Genomic DNA, 25,220 nt, shown 5'->3' with positions numbered 1-25,220 from the left:
ATGCTATCATGATATGGTAATTTTGATATTTAAATAAATTAAATTGAGTAATGAAAGTGGGTACATTATGTTTATCATTGAATTAATAAAAGGTATTATCTTAGGGGTCGTCGAAGGATTAACAGAATTTGCACCTGTTTCCTCTACTGGACATATGATCCTAGTTGATGATATGTGGTTAAAATCATCTGAATTTTTAGGTTCTCAGTCAGCATTTACATTTAAAATCGTCATCCAATTAGGATCCGTCTTTGCAGCAGCATGGGTGTTCCGCGAACGCTTCTTAGAGATTTTACATATTGGTAAACACAAACATGTTGAAGGAGATAACGATCAACAAAGACGTTCAAAGCCAAGACGTTTAAATTTATTACATGTATTAGTGGGTATGGTGCCAGCAGGTATTTTAGGCTTACTATTTGATGATTTCATCGAAGAACATTTATTTAGTGTGCCAACTGTTATGATTGGCTTATTCGTAGGTGCTATCTATATGATTATTGCTGATAAATACTCAGCTAAAGTTAAAAACCCACAAACAGTAGATCAAATCAGTTATTTCCAAGCATTTGTAATTGGTATTTCTCAAGCAGTAGCTATGTGGCCTGGTTTCAGCCGTTCAGGCTCAACAATTTCAACTGGGGTATTAATGAAATTAAATCATAAAGCAGCATCGGACTTCACATTTATTATGGCTGTTCCAATTATGTTAGCAGCTAGTGGTTTATCTTTATTAAAACATTATCAAGATATTCAGATTGCTGATATACCTTTTTATATTTTAGGCTTTTTAGCTGCATTTACTGTTGGACTAATTGCAATCAAAACATTCTTGCATCTAATTAACAAAATCAAATTAATTCCATTTGCCATTTACAGAATTGTATTAGTAATCTTTATTGCTATACTTTACTTCGGATTTGGCATTGGTAAAGGTATTTAATTTCCTTTTAAAATATAGACTGTCAATTAAGGAACCACTTGATTGGCAGTTTTTATTGTCTTCTTTTAAAAAACATCTGAAATACTTAATAGTGATTCACTACTATCATCGTTTATATTGATGTATCATAGGGTATGTAAAATTAATAAAGTAATTATGGAGGCAAGATCTATGGATAAGAAAAAAGTCATCAAATTTATGATTAATGTATTACCAATTGTATTGGTACCGTTAATTGTTGAACGTAAACGTATCAAACAACATCCGGACGTACAAAAAGTTACAGATGCTACAAGTAAAGTTGCTTCAAAAACATCTGCAGCAATCAGTAACACAGCGAGTGATGTTAAAGAATATGTCGGCGATAAAAAACAAGATTTTGAAAATAAACGTGAACTTAAAAAGTTTGCTAGAGAACATGATCCTGCCTATATTGAGAAAAAAGGCGAAAAATTAGCTAAACAAAATCGTAAAGACGCTGATAAAATGAATAAAATACTTCAAAAAAATATCGAAAAGCGTCATAAAGAAGAGCAAAAAGCCCGCGAAAAGAATGAAATACAACGTATTAAAGATATGAAAAAATCACAAAAATACGAAGAAAAAGCAGGCTTAACACCTAATAAATTAGATGAGAAAACTGAGAAAAAAGGCGATAAACTAGCTGAAAAAAATTGCAAAGAAATCGCTAAAATGAATAAAAAGTTACAAAAAAATATTGAAAAACGACACAAAGAAGAACAAAAACGCCAACAAGAAGCTGATAAAGCACGCATCAAGTCATTTAAAAAATATAAAGATTACGTTGCCAAAAGCGCCTCTCAACAAAATAATGAAAACAATACAGAGGCATAATTGTGACACATATTATTATTGATGGAGATGCTTGTCCTGTTGTTGATTCTATTATAGATTTAACAACTGAGACAGGCATTTTTGTGACAATTATTCGGAGCTTCAGCCATTTTTCGAACCAATTATATCCCCCACATGTATCAACATTATATGTTGATGATGGACCAGATGCAGTTGATTACAAAATTGTTCAATTATCAACGAAGGATGATATCGTAGTCACTCAAGATTATGGACTCGCAAGTTTATTAGTCGACAAAGTCTTAATTGTCATGCATCATAATGGGAAGATATACAATTCCAAAAATATTCAACAACTATTAGATAAACGATATATGAATGCACAAATTAGAAAACAAGGTGGTCGCCACAAAGGTCCCCCACCTTTTACAAAGCAAGATCAAAAAGTGTTTGAACAATCACTATTAAAAGTCATTCATCGAATTAAGGAGCTGGATTAACATGAAACGAATCGCAGTTTATTGTGGTGCAAGCAAAGGTCATGACCCTTCATATGTACAAAAAGCATACGATTTAGGTAAATATTTTGCTGAACAAGGTTATGAATTAGTATTTGGTGCAGGGTCAATTGGCATTATGGGTGCCATTCAAGATGGTGTATTAGATCATGGCGGCAAAGCTATTGGCGTCATGCCTAAAATGTTAGATGAACATGAAATCACAAGCCAACGTTTAACTGAATTAATTTTAGTTGATTCTATGCATGAACGTAAAAATAAAATGGCAGAACTTGCAGATGCATTTGTCATGGCTCCTGGTGGCGCAGGTTCACTAGAAGAATTTTTCGAAATGTATAGTTGGGCTCAAATAGGTATCCATGAAAAGCCTATTGCCATTTATAATATTAATGGCTTTTTCAATCCACTACAAACAATGATTGACCATATGATTGAGGAAGGTTTTATTGATCCTAAGTATCGTGCTCTTGCACCGTTATGCGACACTAAGGAATCATTAATAGAATCAATATTAAATTTCAAACCTCTGGGTACTCGTTCATACGATTAATCATTCTAAGGTTAAAGAATAAACAAACACCCCTAATATTGTTATCATCAGCTAAACAATGTTAGGGGTGTTTGTTACGCTTATGTATAAATTTTTCACTTTCGAAGATTAATGTAATAGCGCACTTGCCTTTTTAATAAATGATACTTACTTAGATTGGGTAATTCGAAATGATCATACACTGTCATGCCAATTTTTTCCATTACACGTTGTGAAGCTTTATTTGCTTCTGCTGTAAAATTATAGACATCGTATATTTGATGTTGGTCTGCTAACTTCAACGTTGCCTTTGCGCCTTCAGTTGCTAATCCTTTTCCCCAAAATTCTGGCAACAAGCGCCAACCTATTTCATAAAGCGGTAATTCTTTAAATGGATAATCGCTTGTTTCTGGAATATAATTCAAACCTATAAAGCCTATCCATTGATGTGTCTCTTTATCTTCTACAGCAAATAATCCAATGCCATAATCTTTAATAACCGCATCCATAGTTCTCATATCTAATTCTGAACGACGATAACTCAATAAACTTGGAAAATATTTACGTACGTCATAATTCGCATTCATTTTTTGAAAAGGTAACAGATCATCTTCATGCCAGTCTCTTAATATTAAACGCTCTGTTTCACAATAAATCATCGATTGACACTCCTATATAATTTCTCAATAAAAAACACAAAATCGATATTTTGATCAACTTTGCGTTTTAGATAGCAGTTTATTTTGATTTAGAAATATAACTTATAAGTTCAACATGAACTGGCACTTCTTTTAAACGTGCTCTATCTGATTTCAGCGCAGTAAAAGTTGCATCTATAAAATCTTGTTGATGGTTTAAACGATATGTAGCAACAAAAGTATCAGTATCGGACTCAAAGTTTGGTAAATGTGCAATTACACGCTTAATTTCGCCAGTAGAATCAGCAATCGTGCGCCCTGTAATATTTTCTAATTCTCTACCCAATTCTGGCAAAGTAATATCTTGACCCTCTAAAATTCTAAAATCTTGTTCATGCATGCCGTTTCTCTCCTTTATTAATTACGTTGTCTATTTTTACGTTCTGTTTCAATCATGACCACATTTTAATTAATACATACCCTTAAAATAAGGTTTAAAACGCTGTACCTTTCATCTATAACAAGTAAGCAATTCAATTATGATTGGTGTTTGTCATTAGCTTTTTGATCTTTATCTGTTGATGTAGGCTTTTTGTGATTATCTTTATCCGATGACTTAGTTTGATCTTTTGATTGCTTATCTTGTGATGCCTCTTTATCTTTGTCTTTATTTTTGTCTTCGTCTTTTTTATCATCCTTGTTATCTTCTTTTGAAGGTTTTAAATCTTTCACTTCTTTTTCAAGGTCTTTTTGCTTATCTGCTAATTTTTCTTTTTCTTGTTGAAGCTTTTCTTTTTTGTCTTTTAATTCTTTATTTTCTTTTTGTAAATTATCGATATCCTTTTCCAGAGTGGCTTTCTCTTGACTTTTACCACAACCTGTTAAAAATAGCATGACCGCCATAATACTGATGATTAATTTCTTCATATAAAACTCCTTAACGTCATTAAATCTTTTTTAATTTTAACATGAATTAGCAACATAATCCTAATTCTAATCAATATCTTTATACATTTTCACATGACTCACTTGATAACCTAAATCTTTATTCAAAGATATCATTGGCAAATTATTTTTATGAATTGTACTGCTTATTCGCTTTGCATTCATAGTTTTTGCCCATTTTTCAAGCGCAATCTTCAGTTGCGTAGCTATTCCCAGTTTGCGAAATTGTGGTTCAACATATAGCAGTTCAATGTTAACCATACTTTTTTCATTACTAAAATGTCCCCAAATAAACGCTATTAATTGACCTTCATTTTCATATATATAAATTTTATCATTTGTATGTTCTAATCTTGAACATATCATCTCGTACCTAAGAGCAATACTCAGTTTAGTACATTTATAGTTGGATTCTACTTGCGACAATAATGTCTCATGTATATTAGCTATTTGCTTGATATAATTATGTTCATCTTTATTAAGTGTCCTCATTTTCCTCTCCAATATTAATCGTTATATTTATGCGTTTAATATGATATGATTGACCTTATTAATACTATAAAATCATTTCCATTTTAATTTGGAATTAAACATTTTTAAAGGAGCGCTTAAGTAACAATGAAAAGTACTGCGCAATTAACAAAAGAAAATAATGTTAAATCATTAAGATTAAGCAATACTGATAGAGAAATCTTCGAGAATTATATGACTTATATGCGCTCTGACTTTCGCGTCAATCCTCATGATACAGAGTTAATTATTAACCGTATACTTAAACAATTATTAAGCGCAGAACAACATGGTTTATTAGCCTTAGATTTTTTCAATCACGACCCAAAAGCACATGCAATAAAAGAACTAAAAGCGATGCCTAATGAAACATTTAAAAATATTTTTAAATATATCTATCAACACATCGTTCTATTAATTGGGATTGTTAGTTTTCTCAAAGGATTTTTAGGATTTTTCATGGAAAAAAATGGAAGTAATTTATATTTTGTTTCGTTCCCGTTTTCAGTAGTCGTCGGATTCTTTATTGTCTTTTTATTTATATGGTTTAGTTTTAAAACAATACAACTGCAGTGTTTTAACAATTCAAATTGGATATGGATATTCACCTATTTAGCAATCATTCTACTAATTGTAGGATTTTTCTATGTATTCTTTATTCCACAATCATTACTTGCCTTTGGACCATATATTCAGGTAAGCAATTGGGTATTTATTATATTTTCATTTATAGTTATGCCTATTGGATTACGCATTGAAAGAAATATTTCGAAAAAACATTCTCATACATTTTTATAAACAAAAAGCTTATTACATCATATGCGAATTTGGTACTGTTAATGATAAAATCACTAAATTACAGTTACCGAAAAACATATTTTGCAATAAGCTTTTTATTAATTAATCAATAAAGCATCTATAAAGAACCATACAATCATTATAAACATAATGATTGCTTGAGCTATACTACTTGTTAAAAATGCTACGATTGAACCTATACTTACTTTAACTGCTCTTTCAAATGAATAGCCTTGTATTAATTCAACTATGAATACCAAAATAAAAGGTATAATAATAATTCCAAATGGCGGTAAAACAAAACATCCAATAACCACACCAATTAAAGCTGCATACTCTCCAAACTTAGAACCACCGAAGCGATTCACAAAATATTTATTAGCTAAAAAGTCCGCACATAAAATTAGTATTGTTAGCAATGCCATAGATACATAAAACACCCATGATAAATGCTGATTATGAAAGCCAAATTGATAGATTAGAAAGCCAACCCATAATACTAAAACAGAAGGAATAATCGGCTTAATCAACCCAACAAATGCTAACATGAAGGCAGCGATGATAAGTAGCCATAAAATAATTGTCATGTTGATATCACATCCTCTTTTGTAATTTTTTGATTTTTAGTAAAGAATATAAGTATCATACCTAACATGATTGATGCTGCTGATACAAAAAATACATTTTCCAAACCTACCCAGTGACTCATAGCACCACCTAATAGGTTACCGCCTAACTGTCCAATAACCATTGCATTAGAAAATAGTGTTGAGGCGTATCCTGGAAAATCTGGTAAGATATCTTGGAAATAACTAATACCAATTCCTAAAAGAACCGCTAAGAAAATAGCTAAAAATACCTGTCCTGCTAACATCATATAGAAGTTTTTAAATACCCCAATGCTGAAGTAGAATAAACCACCAAAAATCGCTCCATAAATCAACAATGTTCGAGTATGTAATCTAGATGATAAAACGCCAAGAATGATCATAAATGGCACTTCTAAACCAGCACATAAACTAGCTAAATAACCGACATGTTGCTCATTTTCTTTTAAATAATCAGTAACAAATAAAGGCATATTCATCGTATACATCCATTGTCCAATGTGTAATAAAATAAATGCAATAAATGGTAATAAAAGCGTTTTGTCTTTAAACATATTAGGAGCAATTTTTTCAACATGTTGTTGCGTACTAATAGGGTGTTTAATGTTTAAATCCTTATAGAAAAACACTTGAAGTACTAAAGTAAATAAAATGATACTTATTGTTCCACCAAACAATCCAGCATAGCCTTTTAAACCGATTAATTGGGCACCAATAAATGGACCAAATAAAAAGCCCAATGAGAACATTGAACGTAATACTGTGTTGGCAAATTGAGCTCTATCTTTAGAGCTTGAAACATTGATAGATTCTCTAGCAGATGCGTAAAGTTGGGGCATTGCTGGTGCAAATAATCCTTGGAAAATCGCATATAGTAATATGAATAACCAGATTGTATCTACAAAAAAGTATATTGAAAAACCAAGCGCACCCATTAATAATGCGAGAATAATAATAATTTTTCTATTAAAGTGATGCGTATCCGAAAATCTAGCAATAATTGAATTTACTGTAAACTGGCTAATCGCTGCAGATGCTAGAAGTAATCCATACTGATTTGTTGTCATACCTAAATCTTTAGTTGCAAAAAGAACAAGATATGGGACCGTAACCGCAATACCCATACCTAGTAGAAACATATTAGCAACAAAGAGTTTATAATTCTTTATTTGTAATAACGCTACAAACATATCCATAACCCCGCTTCTTAGAGCCCCTTTTAATTTATTAATTAGGGGCTCTAAATTAGTCTAAAACTACGCCTTTGGTTGTTCAACAAAGCTCGCCATGAGATTTACAAAAGAATCAACTTGTGGCAATTGCAACATGCTCGGATCATAACTCATAAATGTCGAACGAATCAGCGGTTCATTATCAATTTCTACTTTTTCAAACTCAAATTGTTCTTTGCTGATATTTTTCATCATAATTTCTGGCAAGATTGTAACACCTACACCACTAATCAACATTTCTTTGCAAGTTGCTACTTGATCCACTGTAATAGTTGCATGGTAATCTTGTTCTAAATTATCGTTATACCATTGTTTTATTTGATTTATATAAATCGGATCAGCTTGAAACTCTATAAATGGTAACTTTGTAACATCATCTCGTCTATTTTTTGGAAAAATAAAATAATGATCATCATTAAATAAATGTGTGTTAGCTAAATTCATTACCTTATTTCCACGAGTTATCATAACATGATAATCTCTATGATTTGCTTTAATTTGTTCAGTTGAACCAACTTGCACTTGTATTTCAACATTAGGAAATTGGGCATTATATAGGCTCAAAACTTCAGGAAGTAAGGTTTGTCCAATCAAAGAAGAACACCCGATTGATATTGTTCCATTCACTTCACCAATATGTGCCTGCATTTTGTCAAAAAATAATCGCTCTCTTTTCAACATGTCACGGGCATGCTCAATAATCATTGTTCCTTCAGTTGTTGTAATCAATTGTTTTTTTGTTCTGATAAAAATATCTACTCCAAAAGCATTTTCAATAGCTTTTAGTCTTTGTGTAACAGCAGGTTGAGATATATATAAAATTTCAGCCGCTTTACGTAACGTTTTCGTTTCGTCTAATGTTATTAGTAAACGATAGTCTTCAATCTTCATAATTTCCCCCCCATAAATTATTCAATTATTGAACTTTCATGGCTACAAGCATTCATGAGTTCATTACTAACGAATAATTTCACCAATTTTATTGGCATGGCTGCAGCTTGAATTACTTAGTTTTTCTTTTGTTGTTGGTGATTTTTAGTTTGATTATATTGCTTAGGCTTTATTTGTTTGCTTTTTTCAATATTAGTTTTATTTTGTGGCTTTTGATGATTTTTTTGAGCCTTTGCATTAATTTTATTAAAGCAGTACATGATTTTCTTTTGGAATCCTTTAAAATCATTTTCTAACTCTGCCATAATTTGATGTGCAATCATATATGCTTCATGAAATTGCTTTTTTGTAATTTGCTCACTTTCTAATGCAAACATTAAATCATCTTCATCTACCAACTCATATTCACCACTTGGTAATGCTAAAACATCTAAACATAAATCTACTGTACGCGCATTACCTTTTTGCGTTATATTTTTGATATTTATATCAAAATAATATTCTAATGGATTGCCTTTATTATCAAACATTACAGTAATACTATAACGTTTTTTTTCAGGTAGTATTTGCAACCATTTATAATTGTCATCTGCGACAATGATATTTTGTCCAACTACCGTCACCTCTAAAGGATCACGAACCTTTTTCATCGTGACTAAGCCTATAATACCCTTAAACCTATTATTATTAACTTTTACCTCTGTGTATTCCCTATCAATTAGGCGACGCCAGTGACGTTTATCTATATACTTTACTTTCACAGTCACCAACTCCTTGTCATTATTATATAAAACTACATAAATGATGTCATGTCATGATACAGTTTTATAGCTTTTGTTAATCATATGAAAATATTTATTATTATTTTACTACAACTCGCTTCAATTTACTTAAAATAGACAATATTAATTAGATAGTACACACATTTCTTCATAAAAGTGATTTTTCAAAAATATAAATAACACACTCTTATCGTTTTCAAAATCATTTAATGCTATTTTCATTAAAAACAGCTGAAGCATCAAATCTATTCTGATTCAATCAAGAATACATATAAAAATGAAGTGACCCAAAGGTTTATTAACAACCTTCAAACCACTTCATTGATCATTTTTATTTTAAAGCATATTTTTCAATTACTGATTTAAGATGCGGATATTGCGTAATTAATTCAGATTGCTTAAACAATTCAAATTGCTTAAACTCAAATGCCGGTTGACACATACAACCTACTAAACTAAAAGTATTTGAAATTTCGATTGAAGAAGCAAAAATTGTTCCTTTAGGCACTACATATTGCAATACATCTCCATTTTGGATATCAGTACCCAATGTTGCAGTCGTATATTCCCCATCCGGATTTATCATATGAATTGTTAGAGAATCGCCAGCATGATAGTACCATACTTCATCAGCATCAATTCGATGAAAATGCGAAATATTGTCATCTGTAAGTAAAAAATAAATACTACTAAACGGCGCTCTGCGTTCATCTTTCAATACTTCTCGAATTGTCTCTCTATAGAAACCACCTTCAGGATGTGATTCAAGTTGCAATTCATCAATCCATTGTTCTGCTGATTTCATTATTTCAAATCCACATTATGGAATACGTTTTGTACATCTTCTAAATCTTCTAATGCATCGATTAATTTTTCAAATGTTACTTGGTCCGCTTCAGAAAGTTCAATATCTGTTTGAGGTAACATTTCAAATTCAGCAACTTTAAATTCTTCAACACCTGCTGCACGAAGCGCATCTTGAACGACTGCAAATTGATCTGGTTCAGCATAGACTATTGTCAATCCATTATCGTCAATCACATCATTTACATCTACATCTTGTTCCATTAATGTTTCAAGTATTTCGTCAACAGACTTTCCTTCAATACCAAATGTTGCCACATGATCAAACATATAAGCAACTGATCCAGATACACCCATATTACCGCCGTTTTTACCAAAAGCAGCTCGCACATCAGAGGCAGTACGATTTACATTATTTGTTAACGCATCAACAATTAGCATTGATCCGCTTGGGCCAAATCCTTCATATCTTAGGTGATCAAAGTTTTCGTCTCCAGCACCCTTAGCTTTATCTATTGCTTTTTCAATAATATGATTCGGCACTGAATATGTCTTAGCGCGTTCAAGCACCAACCTTAAAGCTTGGTTAGATTCTGGATTGGGTTCACCAGATTTTGCTGCAACATAAATCTCCTTACCAAATTTCGCATATATTCTACTTGTGTTTTTATCTTTTTGGGCCTTTTTTTCTTTAATGTTATTCCATTTACGTCCCATAATGTCATCTCGCTTTCGAACTGTTTAATTAACAACATATATTATACATGATTTTTTTATGTTTATATACATTTTCACAATTAACATTATTGAACTACGATTTCTTCAAACTGTTACTTAGTTTTAAAATATGTATAAATTAAAAATGTGCCGATAAGCAAATTCTATGCTTTCGACACTCAATTTCAATTAAATATTTAAAAATTGTTCTACATCTTCAAATAAAGCATTAAATTTAGATATATCATCATTATTTAAATAAATATAAATTTTACGCTCATCTTTAGATGATCTAACTTTACTAAGTCTTTCTTTTTCAATTAGTCTTCTTATAGAAACTAATAATTTTGTCCTACTTAAATCTAGCTCATCCATTGCAGTTTTTAAAAATGATTGCATAAGTACTTTTTCATCTTTGCAATGCTTCATCGTTAAATCTAAGACTGCTAAATCATTTAGCGACAACTTATATTTTTTATCAATATATTCAGATAATGCTTTATATTGTTTATAGAAGCCAAGCAATGTTTCTAATTTCTCAGTATTCAAAATGTTGCACCCCCAAATATATAAAGACAATGCTTCTGTCATTATTATCTTAAATTTTTTTGCCATTGTCTTTCTCATTTGTTTTTAATACGTTGTCAAAATTACCAACAAATGCAAATTAAATTTTGCAATACATATCAAGGTGTTATTTTTTTCCTATTTTAATTATGTATAACGCATTAAAAGTAACGTTAATATTCAAGGAATTATCACTAAAATTATGCTCTTTAATCTCGATTGCTGGTTTAAGGTAGTTGTCAATTTTAGATAGTAAACTAGGGTTCCATTCATATTTATCTCTTAATTCTTTAGAAATCAAATGATTAATGTTGCCACTATTTTCGTCCAATGTTTCTATTACAATTAGATATTTATCGTTTAAAACATTATTTTTGAAATTTATATAAACTTGACTATCCTCAAAATTGCTCATAATTGTCTCGCTCTCAATCACTCGCCAATCATAAATAACAAGACAATAATAATTCTCTATATCAAAAATAGAATAATAACTGTTTTCGTATTTTGGTTTCGAGACATATTCGATAAACTTTTCTAATATAAGACCTAGTGTTGTTTTAAATCCATTTTTATCATATAGATGCATCGCATTAAATGTATGATGATTGTCAAAAATGTTTAATCCAAAGCCATCAAAGTTGTGATACAGCGCACTTAATGTCTTATAAATTAATGGAGCACTATTACTTAAATCTCGTTCTTTATTATTAAGCAGTTTATGATTTTCAACATTTAGAAAAATAAGCTTTTCTTGTTCAATATCCAATTCATTAATTACTTGTTTTAAATTTTTAAAATGCAAAATATTTTTCAATAGTAACTCATCACTTTCCCCCATCAAATAAGGGCTACTTAAATTTGCATTATCTATTATTAACGAATCGAATTTAAGTCGCTTTATTTGTGATACTAATGATTTAAAAACTGAAGGTTTTTCAAATAAACAGGTAATGTTCAATCCTAATTTCACATTCAACATGATGTTATGTAATTTTAATATCATTCGATAAATTGTTCTAATTTCCATCAATGATAAATCAAAAACAAAATGCACTTCGTAATTATTATGATTACTTAATTCGTTTGGAGATATTTGTCTGAAAACACTCATAAAAGCTTCTTCAACAAAATAAGTTGTTTCAATATCATTTATATTAAATGCTATCTTTAGATCACTTTCAATTATTGTTTTAATGATTGTGAATTTTTCTTCTTCGGACATGGTATTTTTACTTTTTAGAATCGATGGCATGATGAAAAAGACAACTTGACTGTTCTTATTCAATAAGGTTTTAAAGATTCCTTCTAAGAAAACTAATTTCATTTCTGTATAAGTATTTATTTGAATAACTGTTTGAAACAATTTAGGTGTTTCAAATTTGTCTTCATCAATATGTATAACATCAGTTAGGTGGTTTTTATAATGTTCAATATAATTCAATATGATTTCTTTTACTTCTTGCACCATTTTGCCTACTAGTGGTTCTGGCTTTAGCATTAAACATTTATTATATTTTGATAAATTACGATATTCATTCGGTGTTATATCCATATAACTTTTAAACATTTTAGAGTAAGTGGAGCTACTACTAAAACCTAAATGTTCACTTATGTTGCTAATAGTACTATCAGTAGTAAGTAGAATTTCAATCGATTTACCAATTTTCAAAGTATCAATATATTTTTTAAAACCCATGCCCATAAGTAAGTGGAATTGTGATGACAAATTTGACTTTGAGACAAATAATTTATCAGCGACACTTTTTAATGTCAATCGTTGATTTACATTTTGATAAATATATTCGAGCTCATCACGCAAATCACCATAATAAGCATATCGATATTGATTTTGTGCAATCTTTTTATCCATACTTGCTTCTTTTGCAATGATTTTAATAATATCCTGTAATTTTCTAATATCAGCGTCATTAAGAGGCTGATTATCAAGGTATCGATATGTCAATTTTAATAGTAGACATTTCAAATTATAGGATGATTTAATCAACTTTGCTGTATAGTGGTAATTAAAGAAAGTAAAGCCTAATTCCGCAAACCAATCGCTACTCAAATACAACATGATCGTTTTTTTATTATTCTTAATACTAAATACATCCAGATGATTAATAATATATATATCATCTTCAATTATTTTACTTTTACGAAATTTTTGTAGTTCGATTTCCCCGTCAATTGGCCAAAATAAGACTATGCCATCTTGGCAACGCGTTGTCGCATATTCATTATTAGTAAGTATATGCAAGCATGATTTTGCCATAACTTTACCTCTTTCTATATTTAAGTACCACTTTTATCATTCCCTATAATATTTAACTTATTTAATTAAACGTAAATTTAACACAATACGAATACCAAATCAAAAATAAATAAAACTATATAATGGTTAATTTTTAAACTTATATATCAATCATTTAAATATTACAAAAATAGATGTAGTCAGTTTAATTAAACTATCCAATTGAAAACACACTACTTTTTAGTATTTTCAAAATAATTTTAAATGACCACATCTACAACGTATTACTATTATCTTTTGTTAGTTATATATTCATTTTCAATTTAAAAATAAACACTTATTTAAATCACATTCTACTTTTGAGATGAGCTCAAACTAACATTAAATTGTTTATATTATCTATACTTCTTCCTATTAATGTTTCGATTTTAAAATTAATACGTAGCTATACTTTACTTTTCTAATAAAAGTGTAATTAGAAAGGCAAGTACACCTGTTTAAAGTTTATCTTCTAAGATTTGTTTACTTTAGAACTATAGCAGTTAATCATTTCAATGATTAATAATATCTTTACAATTAAGGTAATATATTTTTATTGCTTTATCAGTAAAATCTCAGTCTAAGTTTCTAACTTATGACAATCGCTCCAGTTTAAGGTTGATATTCATTATTGATTATTCCAAAACTTTATACAAATTTCTTTATTAATTTAACTGTTTATCTTCTGAACATATTAGCAAGATAAAGTATATCCTTAATAATATTCAACAAATTAATAAATAGATTAAATCCCATTTCTCTTGGTGAATAGTCACCTCTTTTTAAACGATTAAAATCATACAAAGTATAAAGTAGAAATAACAACAAACTAACGACGGTAATAATAGTGTAAAAAATAGGATTTTGAAGAAAAATACCAATTAGACTCGCAATAATTAATGTTATTAATGTAACGAATAAATATTTGCCTATACTCGATGCATCTCCAACGAAGAAATAACCAATAATACCAAATGCTATAAATGCAAAAATTGCTAATGCGATATTTTTATAGAAAATATCTGGTCCTAAATTTTGTAAATACGTGGTAAACGTTGCGTATGACAATAAGCCAATCACTACAGCGTAAATATGTGAAATAATTAAACCGAACCGTCTCGCTCTTTCAAAAACAAGTGTTGCTAAAATAATAATCAGTAATCCAAATGACAAGGGTTGTCGCCAACTTAATGGTAAAAACTGACCTAGATAGCATCCTATGCCAAATATAATCCAATAATACATAAAATAAAGCCACACTTTACTTATTGATTGAGCATGCTGGTTTTGATGATAATATGAATGATTTGTATTTTGCGACAAAATAATTCCTCCTTCTACCGTCGTTTTATGCGTCAAATTTTACAGTAAATTTTGCTTCATCAAAAGAAATAACCTTTAACAAGTATAGTAATTTTACATTTTACAATGTTACAAAATATAATTTTTTATAATTAGTTAAAATCACTAAAACGCTTTTATACACTATCAAATCAGCATTTATAAAAATATGAACCGATATCCTAAAATGTTAATAATATTACAAGATAATAACAAACCACACAAAGCTACTTATTTTTGATAATATGGAAATCGTAATATAAAACGAAAACTTAATTTACTATATAAATTGTCTTAATAATTTTTAAAAGTAGTAAAACTTAATTTTAAGGAGGAGTCCCTTTGAAAAAATTAGCATTTGCAATAACAGCAACATCTGGTGCAGCTGCATTTTTAACGCATCATGATGCACAAGCTTCTACACAACATACAGTACAATCTGGTGAATCATTATGGAGTATTGCTCAAAAATACAACACTTCAGTAGAGAGTATTAAACAAAATAACCAATTAGATAACAACTTGGTATTCCCTGGTCAAGTTATCTCAGTAGGTGGAAGTGATGCACAAAATACGTCAAACACTTCTCCACAAGCTGGTTCAGCATCATCTCATACTGTACAAGCTGGTGAATCATTAAATATCATTGCTAGCAGATATGGTGTTTCAGTTAATCAATTAATGGCAGCCAATAACTTACGTGGTTATTTAATTATGCCTAACCAAACATTACAAATTCCTAATGGTGGATCAGGTGGTACAACACCAACAGCTACAACAGGTAGCAATGGCAATGCATCATCTTTTAATCACCAAAATTTATACACTGCTGGTCAATGTACATGGTACGTATTTGACCGTCGTGCTCAAGCTGGTAGTCCAATTAGCACATATTGGTCAGACGCTAAGTATTGGGCTGGTAACGCAGCTAATGATGGTTACCAAGTAAACAACACACCATCAGTTGGTTCAATTATGCAAAGCACACCTGGTCCATATGGTCATGTTGCTTATGTTGAACGTGTCAATGGTGATGGTAGTATCTTGATTTCTGAAATGAATTACACATATGGTCCATACAATATGAACTACCGTACAATTCCAGCTTCAGAAGTTTCTAGCTATGCATTCATCCATTAATTAAATAAATTGTACTGATATATACTAGCAATTCACATCATGTGAGATTGCTAGTTTTTTATTTTTGAAAAAAATTTTCATTTTGGTACAAAAAATTATCTCACCCTTCCCTATCATACATATTTATATTTTGTATGAATGGTAGTTAGGTAAAAATTAACAACCTACCTATTTGATTAAATTAAATGCATAATATATTAAAAATCAAAATAATGCAACTAAGTTGACTATATAATGATTTAATTTGTTATACCAGTATTTTACGCTTTTTCTTCTACATATACAAATTTATATTAAATAAAGTCCAATACAATTTAGGTTAATTAAACAAGTTGATAACTATTTAATTATTCCTTCATTGAAGAATATAAACTATTAAATCATTATTTTACGCTTACTTATATTTTAATGACCTAACTGTTTATGTTCCATGGAATAAATTTATAACTTAGCCTCCTAATTAAAATGCTTTGTCTTGGTCATTCTACGTAAATTCTATAAAATATGTTATCTACTTACATAAAAAACTGAACTTCAATACCACCATATGTTTGTGATACTGAAGTTCAGTTTAGTTTTATTTTCAATTAGAAAAATAAGTTAAGTATATAGAATAGTAAACCTGCTAACAATGCTGAAATAGGTAATGTAATCACCCATGTAATGATCATTCGTTGCGCAGTGCTCCATTTTACACCTTTAGCTCGGTTAGAAGCACCAACACCTAAGATTGATGATGACACAACGTGAGTTGTTGATAATGGGAAATGTAGCGATGATGCAACAAAAATTGTTAATGCAGATGATAAATCGGCCGCAGCACCATTTGCTGGACGTATTTTCATAATATTACCACCTACAGTTTTGATAATTTTCCAGCCACCAATTGCAGTACCAAGCCCCATTGCTGTCGCACAGGCAAATTTTACCCATAACTGTGGTTCAACGCTGCCATCATTCTGTACATTAGCAACAATTAATGCCAACGTAATAATACCCATTGACTTTTGCGCATCATTCGTACCGTGAGAGAATGATTGTAACGCTGCTGTGAAAATTTGGAAAAATCTAAAGTTACGATTCGCTCTTGTTAAATTTGCATTTTTAAAGATAACTTTAAAAATTGAATACATCAAGAAACCAACACAAAATGCGATAATCGGTGAAACGATTAATACAATAATAATTTTTGTGAAACCTTGGTAATGTAACACTCCAAATGAGCCTTCAGATGCGATTGCTGCACCCGCAATTGAACCTATAAGTGCATGTGAAGACGAACTTGGAATTCCGTAAAACCAAGTAGCTAAATTCCAAATAATAGCCGCAAGTATTGCAGCTAACACAACAACTAATCCATTTTCCAATTTAAATGGATCGACAATGTCTTTAGTAATGGTGCCTGCAACGCCCGTAAATGTTAAAGCACCTATAAAGTTCATCACTGCTGCCATTAAAATTGCCGTTTTAGGCGTTAACGCTCTAGTAGATACAGCAGTAGCTACTGCATTGGCTGTATCATGGAATCCATTGATAAAGTCAAATATCAGCGAGAAAATAACTACAGCTATAGTGACGATGATTATATATGACATAAATATATACTCCCCTTAGCTATTTTTCATAATAATAGTTTCAAAATTATTTGCTACGATTTGACATTTATCAGCAATTTCTTCCATGCTTTCATAAATATCTTTTATTTTAATTAATGTGATTGGATCTGTTTCGCTATTGAAAATATGTTTAATTGACTGTCTTAAAATACCATCACAGTTTGTTTCAAATTCTTTAATATTAATTGAATGAATACGCATATGTGATAATTTTTTATCGACTAATAAGCCGACAGCAAGTTTCATTTCTGCAACTGCTTTTTGAATGTTATCAACAAACTCAGCCATATATTCATCTGTGTATTCGATTGAATACATTTCAAACATAGCTGCCGTTTCTTCAATTGCATCTAAAACATCATCAATTGCATCACATAATGATAAAATATCTTCACGTTCAATTGGTGTGATAAATGTTTGATTTAAATCAGTAATTACTTGATGTACTAATTCGTCACCATGTGACTCATAAGTTTTAATGTTGTCTGAGTATGCTTTTAAATCTAAATGAGTATTGAAATCCATTTTACCGAATTCAATAGCAGCACGATCCAGATTGAAAACCATCTCTTCTAATTGAACCATAAACTTATCTTTTTTCTTACTAAACATTTAAAATCCTCCATTTAAGCGATTGTCACCAATCACATTCAGTTATAATTTGTTTCAAATTAAGACAAGTGAATTTACAAACTAATGATACAAATTTGTTATTATCAATCGTCAGTATAATTTTAGTGTACTGATATTAATTTCAAAAATGCCTCACAGTAAACAATTTACTGTATTTGCCCTTATATGAAAATAGCACAAAATTTACAATCCCACAATTCAATTTACAAATTTTTAACAATTCCGAAACTTAACTTTTACATAAAATTTAAATAGTAGTAGGCATTTGTTTTGAAAAAGTTATTGTATAGGCAATTTTTTATCTATACAACTCTAAAAATTGTAAATGAATATAGTTGGGAAATTTGCAACGATACAATATTTATTACATAACTTTTACATATTAAAATACACTTATCTTGTTTAAAACGATCATTGACTCATATATCTCTCAATGAATATACTTTTATTTTCTCACATTTAATACAATTTACAAAGTTGAATCCTGTTAATCTTTTCAATTAAAAGCATCACCAATTAAATATATTTCATTCAAAACACTTTCATAATCACTCATACCTTTACTTCATTATTAATATGGTATTTTAACCCAGTATTCAACTATACATGCTAAAAATATAACTTCTCTTCATTTATAATAAAAAGCTTCCAGTATAGTTCGTGAATTCGAATCCACTAATCTACTGAAAGCCATCTGTATATTTTATATGGAATGTCTAATTGTTCGCTTGGAATGATTATAAGCCGTCACTGCAAAAACAGCATACATACAAATGTATAATCCCATTACTATGAAAACCGGTATTTGATTCGTTGTACCCATTAATTTCATATATGCTAATGATGTAAAATATGCATGTGATAGTGCAATAACTAAAGGTAACCCAAAATTAAACATAATTTTAAACTTTAGTCCCCTTGCCATATCTTTTTGTGTAAATCCAAGCTTTCTCAAAATACTATAATTCTCTAACTCATCTTCGGTTTCATCTATTTGCTTTATGTATATAATGCAACATACAGCAATCAAGAATGTAATACCTAAAAATGATGTTACAAATAATAATATTCCGGTTAAACTTGATATTGAGCTTATCGCTTCACTTCTTGTTTCAATAGATTTATCAACTTTATTTTTCGCTTTTTCTAATGCTAAAGCATCTTTTTTATGTTTCAAATCGAATCCAAATTGAGAGACGATATGCTTTGCCTTTGTATACTTTCTTATTTCTTGATAGTCTTTGTCATTTAAGACAAACGTTGGTCCACCTAAATCAACATCTGTCATAAAATAGATTTTATTAATATCTTTACGTAACTTAATATTAACATGATGTTTTTTCGTTCCTATAATTGCTTTACCATGCTTCTTATGTTTCACTAAATCTTTGATAGAACCTTCCGCTACAAATAAATCAGCTTGCCCACGTTTCAAATCAGTATTAGGGATGTATTTATCACTAGTAATTGTTACATTGTATGGTTCTTTCGCTTTTACATCAAATAAATTATCTTTATACAATTTCGTATGAATTACTTCTTTATAATTATAAAAATGAGGAATTTTTTGATTGTTTAATTCACTTGCTAACTGATTAGCTTTTTGTTGGTCTTTAATTGTAACGTCGTGTGGTGCAGTATATTTTATTTCACTTGATAAGGACGCTCTACTTATAGCAGCAAAGCAAAGAACTGAAACAGTAATCGCTGAAATGATTGCCATGACCGTAAGTGAAAAAGCATTTTTCTTAATACGATACATAATAGATGATGAGAACATGACATCATTTACACTTATAACACCTTTTCTAAACTTCTTCACCATTTTAAAAACTAGAGAAACAGAGCTTTTAAAAAATAAGTATGCCCCAATCACAGTTGACAATAAAATAAACATAAGTGTACCGATAGAATCATAATATTGAACAATGTTCAAAGATAGATAGTATCCTGTGGTAATCAATACTATACCTAAGATGCCTAAAACAACCTCTTCAAATGTAATTTTATTATGATTTGTTTCTTTAACCTGGTTATTCTTTGACATCTGTGAAATAGATTGTTTGAACACTAATATAAAATTTTGAGCAGATGTTAAAAAATAAGCGACACCGATTAACATTAATGTTTCAAATACCGCCCTCAAACTAAAAATAATTGGAACCTTTTCTTTAATTCCTAATAATGTAAAGACAATCATTAATAACAGTTTCGAACCAAAAATACCAATAATAATACCTAATATTGCCGTAATTATAAATATTAGTAATTGTTCGAGCATTAGTATATAAATAATGTTGAATTTAGATAAACCTAATGTTTGATATAATGCAAGCTCATAACTTCGTCGTTTAATAAATAACACATTGGCATATAACAAAAATGCAATTATGATGAAAAATAGAAAGTAGCTTCCGACTTGTGAGCCTTCCTTAATAATTGGATATGACTCTGTCATGTTTAGTTTATGCGCGTATTTTAATGCTACAAAGCTAAAATACAATACTACACTCGTAATTAATGAAAAAAGATAGATGGCATAATGTGATAAATTTTGACGAAAATTTTTAAATATTATCTCGTTAAAGGTCATAATTAACGCCACCTAAAACACTTTGTACACGTATTATTTCTTTGAAAAAGGTATGTTTATCGTCATCCCCTTGGTATAATTCAGTGAAAATTTGACCATCTTTTAGCATCACTACTCGATTGGCATAACTTGCTGCAACAGGATCATGCGTTACCATAATAATTGTAGACTTAAATGCTTCATTCATTCTTGTTAATCGTTTTAATAAATCTTGAGTACTTTTAGAATCCAGTGCACCTGTTGGTTCGTCAGCAAATATAATAGAAGGTAATGTAATAAACGCTCTTGCAGCAGATGTTCGTTGTCTTTGTCCACCAGACAATTCAGAAGGGTATTTATCACTAATATCCAATATATTTAATGCTTCTGCTACTTTTTCATAACGATTTAACATATGTTCTTTATCTAACTTCTGAACCGTTAGTGGTAACATTATGTTTTCTTTAACAGTCAATGTATGCAGTAAATTATACTCTTGAAAAATAAACCCAATATCATGCTTGCGTATATCAGATAATTCCTTGTTTGAAAGCTTTTCTAATTTTTTTCCTTTTAATGTAATAGAACCTTGTGAAATATAATCAATTGAACTTAAAACATTTAATAATGTCGTTTTCCCAGATCCAGAGGGACCCATAATAGCAATAAACTCGCCTTCTTCAATAGACATATTGATATCTCGCAACACTTCTTGTGCCATTTTTTTAGTTCCATATATTTTTGTTAATTGTTTTACTTCTAAAATTGCCACTTTAACACTCCTATAATTTATCTTAACTTCATTTCCTTTAGGCTTTGGCACTTGTATCTTCAATTTAACATATGACTAACATCTATCTTATTATAACGTTGAAGCTGCATTGATGTATCAATTCTAAGTAACAAAACGCATGTTTAAAATGACAAATTTGTCACTTCCGACATGCGTTCAACAATTTCATTTTGTAATGGGAAAATCAATCTGACAGTTGTCCCCTTACCAACAGTCGACGTGACTTGCAGGTGAATACCTAATTGATCCTTTACACTATTTACTAAATATAGACCCATACCTGAAGACGTCGTTTCATTTCTGTTAGCCGTTGACGTAAATCCTCGTTCAAATATTCGCGGCATATCTTTTTTACTAATACCTCTGCCATAGTCTTTAATATATAACGAAACATGTTGATCATTTAATTCTGTCCCAATTTCAATATTAAAATTCTCACTATATTTCAATGCGTTTGACAAAATCTGTCTAATAATCATACGGCACCATTTTATATCTGTATAAACATAATCATCCACTTTAAAGTCAACATCAAAACCAATACCTTTAACCTGACTAATATGTCTTGTTAATTGTATTTCGTCAATGACCATGCGTTTAAGTGACACGTAATCAAAATACATATCTTTGCGTTGAGATTCTAATCTAGTAATATACAGCTGTGTATCCAGCATCGAGTTTATACGAGACCATTCATATAGTAATGCCTGTTTTCTTTCTTGATTTTTTTCTTGATCAATTAATAATTTCATGGCTGTCACAGGTGTTTTTATGTCGTGCACAAATTCTGTAATGGTTTGTTCATGCATGTTCAATTGTAACTGTTGCTCAACAACCTTTTCTTTGTGCGCTGAGATTTGACGATATAAATAATCAACTGTATGACGTTGAAATGGCGTTTCCGCTAAATCTTTATGTTTAATTTCTTCTATTTCTTTATCTTTGTCAAAATGCTTATATAATTTTACTTCTTTAAAATATGTCAATATAAGAAAAATCATTGTTAAACTTAAATTCAAAGAAACAATATAAAATAAACTGTCTATTGGAAAATCATAATCGATTAGACTAATGCCTAACATAAGCAAGTTTAAAAACAATATCCAAAATATCCAGTTCATGCGAGATTTCAAAAAATAAGCTACCCATTTCAAATTATTCATGAGCCATATATCCTTTTCCTACTTTTGTTTCGATTGCACTATCCATACTAATTTCAGATAATTTTTTTCGTAAACGATTCACATTTACTGTTAACGTATTATCACTAACAAATGCTTCATCATCCCATAATGCAGTGATAATTGTATCTCTCGAAACGATTTGATTTTTTTTGGTAATAAGAATTTCTAATATAATCATTTCTGTTTTGGACAGAAAAATCGTATCGTCACCTTTTTGTATACTATCTTTTGATAGATCAACGACAGCATCTTGCCAAGTCAATGTACGTTTTTCTTCAGCTGTAAACTCATAGACACGACGATAAATCGCTTGTAATTTAGCAATTAATACATTGGTATAGAACGGTTTTTGCATATAATCATCTGCGCCAAGTTCCATACTCATCACTTGATCCATTGGATTATCACGAGATGATAAAAATAATATTGGTACGTTGGAAACTTCTCTCATTTTTCTGCACCAATAAAACCCATCATATTTAGGTAATTGAACATCCAATATAACAATTTCAGGATTAAAACTTTCAAATGTATCCATTACTTTGCCGAAATCTTCAATACCAGCAACATTAAAATCCCATTGTTCTAATTCTTTTTTCAATTCTTGAAACAAAGTATTGTCATCTTCTACTAGTAGTATTTGCATCCATATCACCCAATATCATTTAGTATATTTCATATTTTCTCCTGATTTTAATCGACTTTGAAAATCTTTAATCCGGCAGTCAACTTCAAAGCCATGAATCATCATTTTTTGCATTGGTGCTTGTATAAAGTAATAAATCGGCCAAAATAATCGAGGGATATAATCGTATAGATGTATATAAACGACTGCCGACTCTTTGATTAATCTAAATTCTAACTTCCCTTGATTAACTGTATATTTTTTCACTAAACTTCCACTCAATAAAATTAAAGTTATTATTCCGTCAGCTGTTTCCTCTATTTTAAATACTGCGAGCGGTCGCACCTTATTCTTAATATATATCTTAAATTGATCATGTGATTTTTCTGTTTTCACAAAAGTTCCTTTAGTGTAACCCATCCATGCAATAAAATGGTTTACAACGTTCTTTAATGTCCATCCCTTTGGTAAAACTACCTTCATCGTTGATCTAACATCATCATACTTTGAAACTTGTAATTCTACATTAACTAAAGAACGTTTAAAAACTAAATTTGTTGTTTCTACAGGTGTACCATATGCACCTAGGCGTTCAATTGTTTCATTATCATAACGACTCCCAGGTATGTAGATTACTTTTTTTACTTGATTGATAGCCGCTGCTCGACCAAAATTATCTGCTGCGATTAATGTTAAATCTCTTGCTGATGATTGTGTTATTTTGGCAGAATTCTTTGTTGGGTCGATAAAGAATACAGCAATATCTATTTGATTCATTGCTGCAACAACCTGTTCGTAATGAAATATATCACACTGAATCCAAGTCATTTCAACATCATCTGTTTTTTTATTGTCTGGATATTTTGATATAGTAAAAAGTTCAGCATCATTTTCAATCACTTCACTTAAATACTTACCAATATATCCTGTTCCACCTGCTAATAAAACTTTAGGTTTCATCTAAAATACTCCTTTAAACTGTAACCAAAAAACATATTACTCCACCTTTTAGTTACATATATATTATAATAGTAGCAAATGTTTTAAAATTTCAAAATACTGGAGGCTTTTTATGGCCCATATTATACGTAGAGTTAGTATCAAAGATGTAGAAAATTTCATTTCAATGTTAGCGAAAATATACGACGAATCTCCGTATATGTTCTACACACCAGGAGAATATGATCCTAGCGTCACATCGGCTAGTAAACAATTAGAAGAATATATCACTTCTCCACATAAAGTCATCTTTGTTGCTGAAAGTGATGAACAACTCGTTGGCTTTGCCTTTGTTAATACGACACCATTTCAACGCATTAAACATGTTGCTAAAATTGATTTAGGTGTAAAGAAATTATATCAACATCGTGGAATTGGCCAAGCACTTCTTGATGCCATTATGGCTTGGTGTTTAAACAATCAAATACACCGAATTGAAGCAAATGTACCACTCAATAACCAACCTGCCCTCGAGCTTTTTAAAAGTGCCGATTTTCAAATCGAAGGCGTTTTAAAAGATAAGTTATTTATCGATGGTAAATATTACGATGACTATATGATGGCTAAAATTCTTAATTAAAGCTATTTTATCATAATCTTGTATCAGAATCGCATAACAACGAATTTAATGGTTACCTAATACATTACTCATACTTATCAATGTCATCTAATCTTAAATGAATGCGTATACTCTTATTCATTTATCAAATTTAAATTCAAAAT

28 protein-coding genes are annotated in these 25,220 nt (G+C 30.1%); 7 read left to right on the top strand and 21 right to left on the bottom strand.

The genetic code is table 11. The features are described 5' to 3' along the window. Positions 1 to 67 precede the first annotated feature (67 nt). The 4 genes from IDG63_RS10285 (at position 68) to IDG63_RS10270 (ending at position 2,827) form a co-directional block, all read left to right on the top strand. Entirely contained in the window at positions 68 to 943 is an 876-nt protein-coding gene (locus IDG63_RS10285) for an undecaprenyl-diphosphate phosphatase (RefSeq protein WP_000469890.1), read from the top strand. Between the two features lie 171 nt (positions 944 to 1,114). After that, complete coding sequence (locus IDG63_RS10280) at positions 1,115 to 1,798, top strand: hypothetical protein (protein WP_000358495.1); 684 nt, start codon at positions 1,115 to 1,117, stop codon at positions 1,796 to 1,798. Between the two features lie 2 nt (positions 1,799 to 1,800). After that, entirely contained in the window at positions 1,801 to 2,259 is a 459-nt protein-coding gene (locus IDG63_RS10275; protein ID WP_000148828.1) for a YaiI/YqxD family protein, read from the top strand. Position 2,260: 1 nt separating this feature from the next. Next, positions 2,261 to 2,827, top strand: a complete 567-nt coding sequence (locus IDG63_RS10270; RefSeq protein WP_000820892.1) for an LOG family protein — start codon at positions 2,261 to 2,263, stop codon at positions 2,825 to 2,827. Between the two features lie 95 nt (positions 2,828 to 2,922). Here IDG63_RS10270 and IDG63_RS10265 read toward each other — a convergent pair whose 3' ends face one another. The 4 genes from IDG63_RS10265 to IDG63_RS10250 form a co-directional block, all read right to left on the bottom strand. Then, the gene (locus IDG63_RS10265; RefSeq protein ID WP_206176430.1) at positions 2,923 to 3,465 is read right to left on the bottom strand and encodes a GNAT family N-acetyltransferase; all 543 of its coding nucleotides are present in this window, start codon (positions 3,463 to 3,465) and stop codon (positions 2,923 to 2,925) included. Between the two features lie 79 nt (positions 3,466 to 3,544). Continuing rightward, complete coding sequence (locus IDG63_RS10260) at positions 3,545 to 3,844, bottom strand: hypothetical protein (RefSeq protein WP_000545116.1); 300 nt, start codon at positions 3,842 to 3,844, stop codon at positions 3,545 to 3,547. A 137-nt stretch (positions 3,845 to 3,981) separates the two neighbouring features. After that, entirely contained in the window at positions 3,982 to 4,371 is a 390-nt protein-coding gene (locus tag IDG63_RS10255; protein WP_000733435.1) for an SA0632 family lipoprotein, read from the bottom strand. A 66-nt stretch (positions 4,372 to 4,437) separates the two neighbouring features. After that, a complete protein-coding gene (locus IDG63_RS10250; protein ID WP_001259679.1) occupies positions 4,438 to 4,881 on the bottom strand; it encodes a GNAT family N-acetyltransferase in 444 nt (147 codons plus the stop codon). A 126-nt stretch (positions 4,882 to 5,007) separates the two neighbouring features. Between IDG63_RS10250 and IDG63_RS10245 the strand changes: the two genes are divergently transcribed. Beyond that, positions 5,008 to 5,697, top strand: a complete 690-nt coding sequence (locus IDG63_RS10245) for a DUF1129 domain-containing protein (protein WP_000842860.1) — start codon at positions 5,008 to 5,010, stop codon at positions 5,695 to 5,697. A 98-nt stretch (positions 5,698 to 5,795) separates the two neighbouring features. On the opposite strand, the gene IDG63_RS10240 is transcribed toward IDG63_RS10245, so the two are convergent. The 10 genes from IDG63_RS10240 to IDG63_RS10195 form a co-directional block, all read right to left on the bottom strand. Beyond that, positions 5,796 to 6,284 (bottom strand): DUF456 domain-containing protein, encoded by a 489-nt coding sequence (locus IDG63_RS10240; protein ID WP_000152582.1) that lies wholly within the window; start codon positions 6,282 to 6,284, stop codon positions 5,796 to 5,798. Next, positions 6,281 to 7,501, bottom strand: coding sequence for a sugar efflux transporter (locus IDG63_RS10235; protein WP_000367125.1), 1,221 nt, complete (start codon positions 7,499 to 7,501; stop codon positions 6,281 to 6,283). The genes IDG63_RS10240 and IDG63_RS10235 overlap by 4 nt, the downstream gene beginning before the upstream one ends. Before the next feature lie 60 nt (positions 7,502 to 7,561). After that, positions 7,562 to 8,428, bottom strand: coding sequence for a LysR family transcriptional regulator (locus IDG63_RS10230; protein ID WP_000687412.1), 867 nt, complete (start codon positions 8,426 to 8,428; stop codon positions 7,562 to 7,564). 116 nt (positions 8,429 to 8,544) lie between these two features. Then, the gene (locus IDG63_RS10225; protein WP_000865624.1) at positions 8,545 to 9,189 is read right to left on the bottom strand and encodes a ribonuclease FAU-1 family protein; all 645 of its coding nucleotides are present in this window, start codon (positions 9,187 to 9,189) and stop codon (positions 8,545 to 8,547) included. Positions 9,190 to 9,333: 144 nt separating this feature from the next. Next, positions 9,334 to 9,450: a hypothetical protein gene (locus tag IDG63_RS10220; protein WP_001789973.1), complete on the bottom strand. Its 117-nt coding sequence runs from the start codon at positions 9,448 to 9,450 to the stop codon at positions 9,334 to 9,336. Between the two features lie 91 nt (positions 9,451 to 9,541). After that, on the bottom strand, positions 9,542 to 10,015 hold the full coding sequence (locus IDG63_RS10215; protein WP_000833478.1) for a cupin domain-containing protein: 474 nt from the start codon (positions 10,013 to 10,015) through the stop codon (positions 9,542 to 9,544). Next, entirely contained in the window at positions 10,015 to 10,731 is a 717-nt protein-coding gene (locus IDG63_RS10210; protein WP_000532966.1) for a YebC/PmpR family DNA-binding transcriptional regulator, read from the bottom strand. Before IDG63_RS10210 ends, IDG63_RS10215 begins: the two co-directional genes overlap by 1 nt. 189 nt (positions 10,732 to 10,920) lie before the next feature. Then, on the bottom strand, positions 10,921 to 11,280 hold the full coding sequence (sarX, locus tag IDG63_RS10205; protein ID WP_001090985.1) for an HTH-type transcriptional regulator SarX: 360 nt from the start codon (positions 11,278 to 11,280) through the stop codon (positions 10,921 to 10,923). Positions 11,281 to 11,425: 145 nt separating this feature from the next. Next, the gene (locus IDG63_RS10200; RefSeq protein ID WP_001129749.1) at positions 11,426 to 13,576 is read right to left on the bottom strand and encodes a helix-turn-helix transcriptional regulator; all 2,151 of its coding nucleotides are present in this window, start codon (positions 13,574 to 13,576) and stop codon (positions 11,426 to 11,428) included. Positions 13,577 to 14,272: 696 nt separating this feature from the next. Continuing rightward, positions 14,273 to 14,917, bottom strand: coding sequence for a Bax inhibitor-1/YccA family protein (locus IDG63_RS10195; RefSeq protein WP_000081602.1), 645 nt, complete (start codon positions 14,915 to 14,917; stop codon positions 14,273 to 14,275). A 360-nt stretch (positions 14,918 to 15,277) separates the two neighbouring features. On the opposite strand from IDG63_RS10195, the gene IDG63_RS10190 reads away from it, so the two are divergent. Continuing rightward, positions 15,278 to 16,075 (top strand): LysM peptidoglycan-binding domain-containing protein, encoded by a 798-nt coding sequence (locus IDG63_RS10190; protein ID WP_000731647.1) that lies wholly within the window; start codon positions 15,278 to 15,280, stop codon positions 16,073 to 16,075. Positions 16,076 to 16,662: 587 nt separating this feature from the next. Here IDG63_RS10190 and IDG63_RS10185 read toward each other — a convergent pair. The 7 genes from IDG63_RS10185 to graX all read right to left on the bottom strand — a co-directional run bounded on the left by IDG63_RS10185 (position 16,663) and on the right by graX (position 24,458). Further along, positions 16,663 to 17,670, bottom strand: coding sequence for an inorganic phosphate transporter (locus IDG63_RS10185; protein WP_000120368.1), 1,008 nt, complete (start codon positions 17,668 to 17,670; stop codon positions 16,663 to 16,665). A 15-nt stretch (positions 17,671 to 17,685) separates the two neighbouring features. Continuing rightward, positions 17,686 to 18,303 carry a DUF47 domain-containing protein gene (locus IDG63_RS10180; protein WP_000491755.1) on the bottom strand — a complete coding sequence of 206 codons (618 nt, stop codon included), beginning with the start codon at positions 18,301 to 18,303 and terminating at the stop codon, positions 17,686 to 17,688. A 724-nt stretch (positions 18,304 to 19,027) separates the two neighbouring features. Next, positions 19,028 to 20,917 (bottom strand): ABC transporter permease VraG, encoded by a 1,890-nt coding sequence (gene vraG / locus IDG63_RS10175; protein ID WP_000143623.1) that lies wholly within the window; start codon positions 20,915 to 20,917, stop codon positions 19,028 to 19,030. Further along, positions 20,907 to 21,668 (bottom strand): ABC transporter ATP-binding protein VraF, encoded by a 762-nt coding sequence (gene vraF / locus IDG63_RS10170; RefSeq protein WP_000985996.1) that lies wholly within the window; start codon positions 21,666 to 21,668, stop codon positions 20,907 to 20,909. Before vraF ends, vraG begins: the two co-directional genes overlap by 11 nt. 143 nt (positions 21,669 to 21,811) lie before the next feature. Beyond that, positions 21,812 to 22,852 carry a histidine kinase GraS/ApsS gene (graS, locus tag IDG63_RS10165; RefSeq protein WP_001061262.1) on the bottom strand — a complete coding sequence of 347 codons (1,041 nt, stop codon included), beginning with the start codon at positions 22,850 to 22,852 and terminating at the stop codon, positions 21,812 to 21,814. Further along, positions 22,845 to 23,519 (bottom strand): response regulator transcription factor GraR/ApsR, encoded by a 675-nt coding sequence (gene graR, locus IDG63_RS10160; protein WP_001166500.1) that lies wholly within the window; start codon positions 23,517 to 23,519, stop codon positions 22,845 to 22,847. The genes graS and graR overlap by 8 nt, the downstream gene beginning before the upstream one ends. A gap of 15 nt (positions 23,520 to 23,534) precedes the next feature. Next, the gene (gene graX / locus IDG63_RS10155) at positions 23,535 to 24,458 is read right to left on the bottom strand and encodes an auxiliary protein GraX/ApsX (RefSeq protein ID WP_000802955.1); all 924 of its coding nucleotides are present in this window, start codon (positions 24,456 to 24,458) and stop codon (positions 23,535 to 23,537) included. Between the two features lie 112 nt (positions 24,459 to 24,570). Here graX and IDG63_RS10150 point away from each other — a divergent pair, with 112 nt between their 5' ends. After that, positions 24,571 to 25,077 carry a GNAT family N-acetyltransferase gene (locus IDG63_RS10150; RefSeq protein WP_000940129.1) on the top strand — a complete coding sequence of 169 codons (507 nt, stop codon included), beginning with the start codon at positions 24,571 to 24,573 and terminating at the stop codon, positions 25,075 to 25,077. Positions 25,078 to 25,220: the final 143 nt, after the last annotated feature.

The organism is Staphylococcus sp. EG-SA-14, from assembly GCF_017151935.1.
GTDB classification, from domain to species: Bacteria; Bacillota; Bacilli; order Staphylococcales; family Staphylococcaceae; genus Staphylococcus; species Staphylococcus aureus.
The sequence above is the reverse complement of the archived record's forward strand: the minus strand, read 5'-3'. Positions and strand labels throughout refer to the sequence as shown.

Bases quoted from the DNA above. Each gene is read 5' to 3' on its own strand.
- graX (WP_000802955.1), bottom strand. From the start codon at position 24,458: ATGAAACCTAAAGTTTTATTAGCAGGTGGAACAGGATATATTGGTAAG.
- IDG63_RS10200 (WP_001129749.1), bottom strand. From the start codon at position 13,576: ATGGCAAAATCATGCTTGCATATACTTACTAATAATGAATATGCGACA.
- graR (WP_001166500.1), bottom strand. From the start codon at position 23,519: ATGCAAATACTACTAGTAGAAGATGACAATACTTTGTTTCAAGAATTG.
- IDG63_RS10215 (WP_000833478.1), bottom strand. From the start codon at position 10,015: ATGAAATCAGCAGAACAATGGATTGATGAATTGCAACTTGAATCACAT.
- IDG63_RS10250 (WP_001259679.1), bottom strand. From the start codon at position 4,881: ATGAGGACACTTAATAAAGATGAACATAATTATATCAAGCAAATAGCT.
- IDG63_RS10270 (WP_000820892.1), top strand. From the start codon at position 2,261: ATGAAACGAATCGCAGTTTATTGTGGTGCAAGCAAAGGTCATGACCCT.
- IDG63_RS10230 (WP_000687412.1), bottom strand. From the start codon at position 8,428: ATGAAGATTGAAGACTATCGTTTACTAATAACATTAGACGAAACGAAA.
- IDG63_RS10280 (WP_000358495.1), top strand. From the start codon at position 1,115: ATGGATAAGAAAAAAGTCATCAAATTTATGATTAATGTATTACCAATT.
- IDG63_RS10150 (WP_000940129.1), top strand. From the start codon at position 24,571: ATGGCCCATATTATACGTAGAGTTAGTATCAAAGATGTAGAAAATTTC.
- IDG63_RS10245 (WP_000842860.1), top strand. From the start codon at position 5,008: ATGAAAAGTACTGCGCAATTAACAAAAGAAAATAATGTTAAATCATTA.
- IDG63_RS10255 (WP_000733435.1), bottom strand. From the start codon at position 4,371: ATGAAGAAATTAATCATCAGTATTATGGCGGTCATGCTATTTTTAACA.
- IDG63_RS10260 (WP_000545116.1), bottom strand. From the start codon at position 3,844: ATGCATGAACAAGATTTTAGAATTTTAGAGGGTCAAGATATTACTTTG.
- IDG63_RS10240 (WP_000152582.1), bottom strand. From the start codon at position 6,284: ATGACAATTATTTTATGGCTACTTATCATCGCTGCCTTCATGTTAGCA.
- IDG63_RS10210 (WP_000532966.1), bottom strand. From the start codon at position 10,731: ATGGGACGTAAATGGAATAACATTAAAGAAAAAAAGGCCCAAAAAGAT.
- graS (WP_001061262.1), bottom strand. From the start codon at position 22,852: ATGAATAATTTGAAATGGGTAGCTTATTTTTTGAAATCTCGCATGAAC.
- IDG63_RS10235 (WP_000367125.1), bottom strand. From the start codon at position 7,501: ATGGATATGTTTGTAGCGTTATTACAAATAAAGAATTATAAACTCTTT.
- IDG63_RS10180 (WP_000491755.1), bottom strand. From the start codon at position 18,303: ATGTTTAGTAAGAAAAAAGATAAGTTTATGGTTCAATTAGAAGAGATG.
- IDG63_RS10185 (WP_000120368.1), bottom strand. From the start codon at position 17,670: ATGTCATATATAATCATCGTCACTATAGCTGTAGTTATTTTCTCGCTG.
- IDG63_RS10220 (WP_001789973.1), bottom strand. From the start codon at position 9,450: ATGCTTCAGCTGTTTTTAATGAAAATAGCATTAAATGATTTTGAAAAC.
- vraG (WP_000143623.1), bottom strand. From the start codon at position 20,917: ATGACCTTTAACGAGATAATATTTAAAAATTTTCGTCAAAATTTATCA.
- IDG63_RS10285 (WP_000469890.1), top strand. From the start codon at position 68: ATGTTTATCATTGAATTAATAAAAGGTATTATCTTAGGGGTCGTCGAA.
- IDG63_RS10265 (WP_206176430.1), bottom strand. From the start codon at position 3,465: ATGATTTATTGTGAAACAGAGCGTTTAATATTAAGAGACTGGCATGAA.